This window comes from Phenylobacterium sp. (genome assembly GCF_013822795.1).
GTDB lineage: Bacteria > Pseudomonadota > Alphaproteobacteria > Caulobacterales > Caulobacteraceae > Phenylobacterium.
Genome location: NZ_PNLB01000009.1, coordinates 159,090 through 168,677, shown reverse-complemented (window position 1 = coordinate 168,677; position 9,588 = coordinate 159,090). Strand labels below are relative to the sequence as shown.

Annotated in this window: 10 protein-coding genes; 7 read left to right on the top strand and 3 right to left on the bottom strand. The window is 69.0% G+C overall.

Going from position 1 to position 9,588, the window contains the following annotated elements; translation table 11 throughout:
- Nucleotides 1–100 precede the first annotated feature (100 nt).
- From kdpC to C0481_RS10345, 3 genes are read left to right on the top strand one after another with little or no spacing between them, the layout of a single operon-like run.
- Entirely contained in the window at nucleotides 101–682 is a 582-nt protein-coding gene (gene kdpC, locus C0481_RS10355) for a potassium-transporting ATPase subunit KdpC (RefSeq protein ID WP_293403328.1), read from the top strand.
- On the top strand, nucleotides 679–3,357 hold the full coding sequence (locus C0481_RS10350; RefSeq protein ID WP_293403326.1) for a sensor histidine kinase KdpD: 2,679 nt from the start codon (nucleotides 679–681) through the stop codon (nucleotides 3,355–3,357). The genes kdpC and C0481_RS10350 overlap by 4 nt, the downstream gene beginning before the upstream one ends.
- On the top strand, nucleotides 3,354–4,043 hold the full coding sequence (locus C0481_RS10345; RefSeq protein ID WP_293403324.1) for a response regulator: 690 nt from the start codon (nucleotides 3,354–3,356) through the stop codon (nucleotides 4,041–4,043). Before C0481_RS10350 ends, C0481_RS10345 begins: the two co-directional genes overlap by 4 nt.
- Here C0481_RS10345 and C0481_RS10340 read toward each other — a convergent pair.
- Complete coding sequence (locus C0481_RS10340; protein ID WP_293403322.1) at nucleotides 4,040–4,540, bottom strand: YdcF family protein; 501 nt, start codon at nucleotides 4,538–4,540, stop codon at nucleotides 4,040–4,042. The two genes, C0481_RS10345 and C0481_RS10340, sit on opposite strands and share 4 nt — an antisense overlap.
- 33 nt (nucleotides 4,541–4,573) lie before the next feature.
- Complete coding sequence (locus C0481_RS10335; RefSeq protein WP_293403320.1) at nucleotides 4,574–4,894, bottom strand: hypothetical protein; 321 nt, start codon at nucleotides 4,892–4,894, stop codon at nucleotides 4,574–4,576.
- Nucleotides 4,895–5,154: 260 nt separating this feature from the next.
- On the opposite strand from C0481_RS10335, the gene C0481_RS10330 reads away from it, so the two are divergent.
- The 4 genes from C0481_RS10330 to C0481_RS10315 are packed head-to-tail and all read left to right on the top strand — an operon-like array spanning nucleotide 5,155 to nucleotide 8,635.
- The gene (locus tag C0481_RS10330) at nucleotides 5,155–6,270 is read left to right on the top strand and encodes an ABC transporter permease (RefSeq protein ID WP_293403318.1); all 1,116 of its coding nucleotides are present in this window, start codon (nucleotides 5,155–5,157) and stop codon (nucleotides 6,268–6,270) included.
- Nucleotides 6,271–7,083 (top strand): ABC transporter ATP-binding protein, encoded by an 813-nt coding sequence (locus tag C0481_RS10325; RefSeq protein WP_293403317.1) that lies wholly within the window; start codon nucleotides 6,271–6,273, stop codon nucleotides 7,081–7,083.
- Nucleotides 7,083–8,021 carry an MlaD family protein gene (locus C0481_RS10320; RefSeq protein ID WP_293403316.1) on the top strand — a complete coding sequence of 313 codons (939 nt, stop codon included), beginning with the start codon at nucleotides 7,083–7,085 and terminating at the stop codon, nucleotides 8,019–8,021. Before C0481_RS10325 ends, C0481_RS10320 begins: the two co-directional genes overlap by 1 nt.
- Nucleotides 8,018–8,635, top strand: coding sequence for an ABC-type transport auxiliary lipoprotein family protein (locus C0481_RS10315; RefSeq protein ID WP_293403315.1), 618 nt, complete (start codon nucleotides 8,018–8,020; stop codon nucleotides 8,633–8,635). The genes C0481_RS10320 and C0481_RS10315 overlap by 4 nt, the downstream gene beginning before the upstream one ends.
- On the opposite strand, the gene folD is transcribed toward C0481_RS10315, so the two are convergent.
- On the bottom strand, nucleotides 8,632–9,528 hold the full coding sequence (gene folD, locus C0481_RS10310) for a bifunctional methylenetetrahydrofolate dehydrogenase/methenyltetrahydrofolate cyclohydrolase FolD (protein ID WP_293403314.1): 897 nt from the start codon (nucleotides 9,526–9,528) through the stop codon (nucleotides 8,632–8,634). The two genes, C0481_RS10315 and folD, sit on opposite strands and share 4 nt — an antisense overlap.
- Between the last annotated feature and the right edge of the window lie 60 nt (nucleotides 9,529–9,588).

The window sequence follows — 9,588 nt, the reverse complement described above, 5'->3', positions numbered from 1 at the left end:
TGGACCTGCGCTACCACGACACCAGCGAACATGATTTCGGCCAGCTCTACGAGAGCCGCGCCGTGCTCGGCCTCAAGGCCGCTTTCTAAGGAGCCCTCCGATGCTCTCTCTCGTCCGCCCGGCCGTCGTCTCGATGGCTTTCTTCACCCTACTGCTGGGCCTGGCCTATCCGCTGCTGATCACCGGCGTCGGCCAAGCGGCCTTCCCGCGGCAGGCCAATGGCAGCCTCGTCCTCGAAGGCGGCAGGGTGGTCGGCTCCGAACTGGTCGGTCAGAACTTCGCCGAGGCGAAGTACCTCCACCCGCGTCCGTCGGCCGCCGGTTCGGACGGCTATGACGCGAGCGCCTCGTCGGGCTCCAACCTCGGGCCGCTGAACCCGGACCTCGCCAAGCAGGTCGCAGAACGCGCCGACGCCCTGCGCGCCGAAGGCGTCAAGGGAACCATCCCGGCCGACGCGGTCACCGCATCCGGCTCGGGCCTCGACCCTGACGTCTCGCCGCAGTACGCGATGCTGCAGGCCGAGCGCATCGCCACGGCCCGCGGCGTCGAGCCGGCGCAGGTGCGCGCCCTGTTGCAGAGCCATGTGGAAGGGCGCACCTTCGGCGTCCTCGGCCAGCCGAGGGTCAATGTCCTGATGACCAACCTCGCCCTCGACGCCCGCTTCCCGCCCCCGACACGATGAGCATGGACGAACCCAGACGGCCGGATCCGGACGCCCTGCTGGCGGCGACCAAGCAGCCGGGCCGAGGGCGACTGAAGGTCTTCCTTGGAATGTCGCCCGGGGTCGGCAAGACCTTCGAGATGCTGCGCGCCGCTCGCCGCCGAAAGGCGGAGGGCGGCGACGTCGTTGTCGGGGTGGTCGAGACCCATGGCCGGCGTGAGACGCAGTCGCTGCTGCGGGGCCTGGAGGTGATGGCCCGCCGCCCGATCGAATACCGCGAGCGGACCCTGCTGGAGTTCGACCTGGACGGCGCCCTGGCGCGACGGCCGCAGCTGTTGCTGGTCGACGAATACGCCCATTCGAACGCGCCCAGTTCGCGCCATGCCAAGCGCTGGCAGGACGTCGAAGAGCTGCTGGCGGCCGGGATCGACGTCTGGACGACGCTGAACGTCCAACACCTGGAGAGCCTGCGCGAAGTGGTCTGGAAGATCACCGGCGTGCGCCAGCGCGAGACCGTGCCCGATAGCGCCCTCTCGCGCGCCGACGAGATCGAGCTGATCGACATCACCCCGTCCGAGCTGCGCGAGCGGATGGCCGAGGGGAAGGTCTATATCGGCGACACCGCGCGGCTGGCGGCCGAGCGGTTCTTCAAGCCCGAGAACCTGACCGCGCTGCGCGAACTGGCCCTGCGCCGCGCGGCGCAGACGGTCGACGACCAGCTGATCGGCGCGATGAAGGCGGCCGGCGTCGAGGGGCCTTGGGCGGCCGGCGAGCGAATCCTGGTGCTGGTCGGACCGGACGGCGCGGCCGGGGCCTTGGTTCGGACCGGTCGACGGCTGTCGGACATGATGATGGACGCGCCGTGGATCGTGGCGCACGTCGAGCGGCCGAACGCCCCGCCCGCGCCGGCCGGCGGCCAGGCGCGTTTGAACGAAGCGCTAAAGCTGGCCGAACAGCTTGGCGCGGTCAGCGTCGTGCTGACCGGCGACGACCTCGTCGCCAGCGTTCTCGACTACGCGCGGCGCAACAACGTCACCCAGATCGTGGTCGGCAAATCGAGCAAGCGCCGCCGAAATCCGTTCCGCCGCTCGCTGATCCGGGCGTTGCTGGACGAGGCCCAAGGCGCAGCTCTGCATGTCGTGACCGAGCAGGGCGAACCGGAACCCGCCCCCGTACGCCATACGGTCCCTCTGCGCGCCTGGCCCTGGGCCGGCCATGTCGCCGCTATTGTGCTGGTCGTGGTCGCCGCCCTGTTGGCCAGCGTCACCTTCCAGGTGGCCGAGACCGCCAACCTGGCGATGATCTTCATGCTCAGCGTGCTGGTCAGCGGCCTGGCCTTCGGGCTGTGGCCGGCGCTGACGGCGGCGACGCTGAGCGCCTTCATCTACAACTTCTTCTTCCTGGAGCCGCGGCTGACCGTGCGCATCGGCCACCCCGCCGACGTGTTGACCTTCGGGGTGTTCTTCGCGGTGGCCTTGACCACCGGCTGGCTGACCGGCCGGATTCGCGATCAGGCGCGGGCCGTAGCGCAGCGCGCCTCGGCGATCTCGGCGCTGCTCGCCGCCAGCCGGCGGCTCTCCTCGGCCGCCAAACAAGACACCGCCGCCCAGGCCCTAGCCGAACAATTGGCCGCCGCCACCAGCGGCGCGGCCGTGGTCCTGACCCCTGAGCGCGACGACCTGGCGCTGACCGCCGCCTCGCCGGCCCTGGAGGCCCTGGCGCCGGGCGACATGGCCGCCGCCCGCTGGGCCTGGGAAAAGGGGGAGCCGGCGGGGGCCGGCACCGGCACCCTGCCGAACTCGTCCTGGACGTTCCGACCGCTGCAGGGCGTGAAAGCCCGCGCCGGCGTGGCGGGCGTCGAGCCCAAGGCGCTGGCCGCGGAAGACAACGAGCGGTTCGTCGCCGCCCTGCTCGACCAGGGCGCGGTCGCCCTGGAGCGCGCGGAGTTCGCCGCCCAGGCCGCCGACGCCGAGGCGCTGCGCCGGACGGACCGGCTGCGTGGCGCGCTGCTCAACTCCGTCAGCCACGACCTGCGCACGCCGCTGTCGACGGTTCTGGGTTCAGTGACGACGCTTTTGGATTATGGAAAGTCGTTAAAACCCAATGTCCAACACGACCTTCTTCAGTCGATCCGCGAGGAGGCTGAACGCCTGAACCGCTATGTCGGCGACCTGCTGGACATGACCCGCCTGGAAGGCGGCGCCCTGGTCACCCGCCGCGAATGGGTCGACATCCGCGACGTGCTGCGGGCGGCTGTGGAACGGGTGCAACGGCGGCTGGACAAGCGCGCCGTCTCGCGCGACTTCCCCGACCAGCTGTCGATGGTCAAGGCTGACGCATCGCTGCTGGAGCAGGCGCTGGTGAACATCCTCGAGAATGCGATCGCCTACAGCCCGGACGGCTCGGCCATCGAGGTCGCGGCCTATGAGGATCGCGGCAACGTGGTGATCTCCATCGAGGACGAAGGCCGCGGCATTCCCACCGAGGAGTTGGAGCGGGTGTTCGAGAAGTTCCGCCGCATGGAGGAAGCCACCGACCGCGGCAAGGGCGCGGGACTCGGCCTGGCGATCTCCAAGGGCTTCGTGGAGGCCATGGGCGGCCGCATCGCAGCGGCCAGTCCGATCCACGAAGGACTCGGCACGCGTATTCTGATCAGCATGCCCAAGGAGCATACGATGCCGGGGCACATGCTGTGAGCGCCAACCGCCCCCGGATCCTGGTCATCGACGACGAACCGCAGATCCACCGTTTCCTGCAACCGGCGCTCGAGGCCGCCGGCTACGAGCCGATCCGCGCCGACACCGCCACCGAAGGTCTGAAGGAGATCGCCCGCAAGGCGCCCGACGCGGTCGTCCTCGACCTCGGGCTTCCCGACTTCGACGGCAAGGAGGCGCTAACCAAGGCCAGGGCGTTCTACGACGGTCCGATCATCGTGCTGTCGGCCCGCGACAAGGAGACCGAGAAGATCGACACTCTCGACATGGGAGCCGACGACTACGTCGAAAAGCCCTTTGGAGTCGGGGAGTTACTGGCGCGTCTTCGCGTCGCTCTGCGCCATCGGCTGCAGTCCGCCGGGGCCGAGCCGGTGGTGACCGCCGGCGACCTGACCGTGGACCTGGTCAAGCGGCTGGTGACCCGCGCCGGCCACGCCATCCGCCTATCGCCCAAGGAGTACGATCTGCTGGCGCAGCTGGTCGTCGGCGGCGGCAAGGTGGTCACCCATCGCCAGCTGCTGACCGCGGTCTGGGGCCCGGCGCACGAGGACGACGTGCAGTATCTGCGCGTCTTCGTGGCCCAGCTGCGCCAGAAGGTGGAGCCCGATCCGGCTTCCCCAACCCTGATCACCACCGAACCTGGCGTCGGCTATCGCTGGACCGCCTAGAGGCCGGCGCGCTTGGTGAGCGCCAGCATGACGTCATAAGGGATGGCGGGCGCCTCGCGCAGGCGCATGCGCAACCAGGCCGGCCATCCCATCTGGCGGGGCCCGGCCTCTACCGAGCCGTCGAGGCTGGCGATCCCGAGCGCGGCGAAACACAACCGGGTGCGCGGCGTGTGATAGCTGTCGGTGCAAACGATCGCGCCCGGCAGTCCTTCCGAGCGGATGAACCGCGCCGCGGCGACGACCGTCTGCAGGGTGTCGAGGCTCGCCTCATCCAGAACCATCCGCTCCGGCGCAAGCCCCATGGCGAGCAGCCGCCCAGCCATGATCGAGGCTTCGGACGGGCCGTAGCGGCCGACGCCGCCCGAGCAGAACACCAGGCTGTCCGGATGCGCCATGGCCAACCGAAAGCCGCCCTCGATCCGGCGGTTGAGGGCGGGGCTGGCGCGGCCGTCGGGACGGACGGCGGCGCCAAGGATGACGATGAGAGGCTCTGGCACGGCGCGGACAATGGCCGTCCGCGCCCGCCGGCGCTAGGCCCCGGCGTTCATCGGCGGACGATACTCTTCGAGGAGGTCTTCCTGTTCGGCCAGGCGCACCGCGCTGCGCACGTTGAGCCGCGTCAGCACGTTGGCTTCGTCGCCGTAGGTGTCGCGGGCGTAGGCGAGTTGCTCGCGCCAGACCAGGCGGGCCAGGCTGTCCGTTTCCCCGACGAACAGGATGTCGACGCCCCGGTCAGCAGGCTTGCAGATGACGTAGTTCGCGCCGGCCGGCGGCAGGACGCGATCCTCCTCAAGGGCGGTGTATCGGTAGAGGTTGCCGGACTTTCCGGCGAATTCGATCTGACGGGCCAAGGCACGCTCCCGACTTGAGATGGAGATTTTGAGGCCGGACGAGCCGCCTCGCGCACCTGTAAGGCTTGCGACTTGGGCGAAATCTAGGCCGCGCGCTGCGACCTAGGATCACCTTGTCGCGAGACGAGAAAGGCGCCCTGGAATCTCGGAACAACCTTCGCCATAAGGCGTTCGGCGTCCTGAGGCGGCTCTGCTACGGTGGATCCCGAGGCGTTTCGTTTCAAACAGATCCACCCTGTTGAGGCCCCGAACCCGAGCCCATGGAACGTCCCGCCGATTTCAGCTTGATGGAGACCGAGGGCGGCCGCCTGGCGGTGCTTTCGGGCGACTGGACGGCGACCGCGGCCGGCGACGCGGTCAAGCGTCTGGGCGAAGCCGTGCGCGCCGGAGACCTGGCGGCGCTGGACCTGACGACCGTCCGCCGGCTCGACACTGCTGGCGCCTACGGCATCCTGCGTGCGGTCAACGACCATCCCGCCGCCGAGCGTATCGAGGCGCGGCCGGAGACCCGGCGACTGCTGGAGCTGGTCGCCGCCGCCGCGCGCGACAAGCCGGCCAAGCGCCAGGAGCCGCGCGGCTTCTATGAGCTGGCGATCAGGACCGGTCGGGGGGTGTTCAACCTCGGCACCGAGATCTTCGAAACGATGGTCTTCGTCGGCCACCTGCTGGTGGTGGTCGGCCGCACGCTCATCAATCCCCGGCGGATCCGTTGGGCGTCATGCGTGTCGCTGGCCGAGCGCGCTGGCCTGGACGCCATTCCGATCGTCACCCTGACCTCATTCTTCATCGGCGCGGTGGTCGGGCTGCTGGGCGCCAACATGCTGCGCCAGTTCGGGGCCGAGGTGTTCGCGGTCGAGCTGATCGGCATCGCGGTCTTTCGCGAGTTCAACATCCTGATCACGGCGATCCTGCTGGCCGGCCGCTCGGCCTCGGCCTTCGCGGCCGAAATCGGTTCGATGAAGATGAACCAGGAAGTCGACGCCATGAAGGTGCTCGGCGTCGACCCGTTCGAGGCCCTGGTGTTCCCGCGGTTCGCGGCGCTGCTCGCAATCATCCCGCTCCTGACCTTCGTGGCCACGATCGCCGGCCTGATGGGCGGCCTGCTGGTCACCTGGACGGTGCTGGACCTTGGCCCTTCCTTCTTCCTGCAGCGCATCCTCGACAATGTCGGCCCGACCCACTTCTGGATCGGCCTGTCGAAGGCGCCGATCATGGCCGCGGTGATCGCCGGCATCGGTTGTCGCCAGGGCATGGAAGTCGGCGGCGACGTCGAGTCGCTTGGGCGTCGAGTCACCGCCGCGGTGGTGCACGCCATCTTCGCGATCATCCTGATCGACGCCATTTTTGCGCTGATCTACATGCAGATCGGGGTCTAGATGGCTGAAGAGCAATCCCTGCTCGACGACGACGGTCCGGCCATCGAGGTGCGCGGCCTGCGCTCGCAGTTCGGCGAGCATGTTGTGCACGACAACCTCGACCTGACCGTCGAGCGCGGCGAGGTGCTCGGCGTGGTCGGCGGGTCGGGCACCGGCAAGTCGGTGCTGCTCAACTCGATCATCGGCCTACGCCAGCCGAACGCCGGCACGATCAAGGTCTTGGGCCAGGATATCCAGCGCACCAGCCGCCGCCGCTGGTCGGAGATCGAGCGCAGCTGGGGCGTGCTGTTCCAGCAGGGCGCGCTGTTTTCGAACCTCACCGTGCGCGAGAACGTCGCTGCGCCGATGTACGAACACACCAAGCTGCCCCGCCGCGTCGTGCACGAACTGGCCGATCTGAAGATCGCGCTGGTCGGCTTGCGCCCGGGCGCCGGCGATCTGAAGCCAGCCGAGCTTTCCGGCGGCATGCGCAAGCGCGCCGGTCTGGCGCGGGCGCTGGCGCTCGATCCGCAGTTGCTGTTCCTGGACGAGCCGACCGCCGGCCTCGACCCGATCGGCGCCGGGGCCTTCGACGAGTTGATCCGCGACCTCTCCGACAGCCTCGACCTGACGGTATTCATGATCACTCATGACCTCGACACGCTTTACTCGATCACCGACCGCGTGGCCGTGCTCGCCGACAAGCACGTGGTCGAAGTGGCGCCTGTCGCCGAGCTTGAGCGTTCACAACATCCGTGGATCAAAGAGTACTTCCTTGGACCGCGCGGCCGCGCCGCGGCCGTTGCGGCTCATAGAGCCGGGAAACCAGCCTGATGGAAAAAGACGCCAATTACGCCCTGGTGGGTTTCTCGACCCTGCTGCTGGTGACCGGCCTGCTGATCTTCGTGGTCTGGCTGGCGCGGCTGAGCTTCGCCCAGGACTTCGACCTCTATGACATCGTCTTCCAGGGCCCGGTGCGCGGCTTGAGCCAAGGCGGCGAAGTGCACTTCAACGGCATCAAGGTCGGTGAGGTGACGAAGATCCAACTCGACGCGGCCGACCCCAACCGCGTCATCGCCCGCGCCCGCGTCACCTCCGACGTGCCGATCCGGGTCGATTCCTTCGCGACCTTGGAGCCGCAAGGCATCACCGGCATCAACTACGTCCAGATCACCGCCGGCACCCCGACCAAGCGCCTGCTGAAGGACACCGTCGATCCAGGCAAGGTGCCCAAGCTGCGCACCCAGCGCAGCGCGCTTTCCGACCTGTTGGAGGGCGGCGGGACTGTGCTGACCCGCACCGTGGAGGCGCTGGACCGCGTCAACCGCGTGCTGTCCGACCAGAACATCAAGACGGTCAGCGCCGCCATCGCCGACACCCAGGCGGTGACCGCCGAGCTGCGCGAGCGCAAGGCGCTGATCGCCGACGCCCAGAAGGCGTTGCAGAACATCGACGCCGCCGCTGTCCAGATCACCGAGCTCAGCAAGTCGAGCCAGACGCTGGTCGACGGCGAGGGCAAGCGCACCCTGGCCAACTTGGCCGACGCCGCCGAAGAGGCGCAGGTCGCCGCCAAGGACATCCGCACCATGGTCGGACGCCTGGACGGCCCGACCAACGACTTCGCGTCCAATGGGCTGCCCCAGCTCACCTCGGCCATCCAATCGCTGCAACAGACCGCGGATTCGCTGGACAGGCTGATCCGCGACATCGAAGCCAACCCCCGCGGCCTGGTCGGCAAGTCCCCGGCCCAGGAGGTCAAGGTCAAGCCATGAACGCCCTCAAGCGCACCCTCCCCGCCCTCGCCCTGACGGCTTGCGCCGCCCTGCTCGCCGGCTGCATCACCCTTCTGCCCAACGAGAAACCGGCCCAGCTCTACCGGTTCGACGGTGACATCCAGGCGCCGGCCGCCAGCCAGTCGGAGCGGTTCACGGTTGCGCGGCTCGGCGGATCCTTCGTGCAGTCGGCGGCCAACGACCGCATGCTGACCATCACCGGCAGCCGGGCCGCCTATGTCGCCGACTCGCGCTGGGTCTCGCCGGCCTCGGTGCTGTTCAATGAGGCGCTGTCGCGGGCGTTCGACGCCAACACCGGCTCGGCGCGGCTGCTTACCCGCGGCGATTACGGCAAGGCCGACTATGTCCTGCGGGTCGACGTCACCCAGTTCGAGGCCGACTACAACCAAGGCGCCAGGGCGGCCCCGGAAGTCGTGGTCACCCTGCGCGCGACGCTAACCGGATCCGATCGCGTCCTGGCCGGATCGCGCAAGTTCGAGACGCGGGTGCGGGCCCGCGACAACCGCGTTTCAGCGATCGTCGCGGCGTATGATGAAGCGGTGAGCCAGGCGCTCGGCGAGCTCGTCGCCTGGACCAACAACCGGGGGGCCTAGGCCTCCAGCCCGGCGATGCGCTTCGCGGCGGTGACGGTGTTCTGCAGCAGGCACGCCACCGTCATCAGGCCGACGCCGCCCGGCACCGGGGTGATCGCGCCGGCGACCGCAGAGGCCTCCTTGTAGGCCACATCGCCCACCAGCTTGGTCTTGCCTTCGGCGGCCTTGACCGGGTCGCGGAACGGCACGCGGTTGATGCCGACGTCAATCACCGTCGCACCCGGCTTGATCCAGTCGGCCTTGATCATCTGCGGGCGGCCGACAGCGGCGACCAGGATATCGGCCTCGCGACAGACGGCCGGCAGGTCCTGGGTGCGCGAGTGGGCGATGGTCACGGTGCAGTCGGCGGCCAGCAGCAGCTGCGCCACCGGCTTGCCGACCAGCACCGAGCGGCCGACGACGACCGCGCGCTTGCCGGTCAGGTCGCCCAGCGTCTCGCGGAGCAAGATCATGCAGCCGAGCGGCGTGCACGGCACCAGCGAGGGCAGGCCCTGGGCCAACCGGCCGGCGTTGACGACATGCAAGCCGTCGACGTCCTTGGCCGGGTCGATGGTCTCGATGACCGCCTTCTCATCCAGCCCCTTGGGCAGCGGCAGCTGCACCAGGATCCCGTGGATGGCCGCATCGGCGTTGAGCTGGCGCACCAGGCCGAGCAGCTCGTCCTGGCTGACGTCGGCCGGCAGGCGGTGGGTGACCGAGTGCATGCCGGCGGCCTTGGAATGCTCGCCCTTGGAGCGGACATAGACCTGGCTGGCGGGATCCTCGCCGACCAGCACCACCGCAAGGCCCGGCTGCAGGCCGTGCTGCGCCTTGAGGACCGCGACCTCCTCCGCCACCTCAGCGCGCAGGCGCTCGGCCGTGACCTTGCCGTCGATGATCTGGGCCTGGGACATGCGCTCTCCTGGGGGTCGGAACTGGCGCAGCCAGTACCCGTTCAGCCTGCGCCGCGCAAT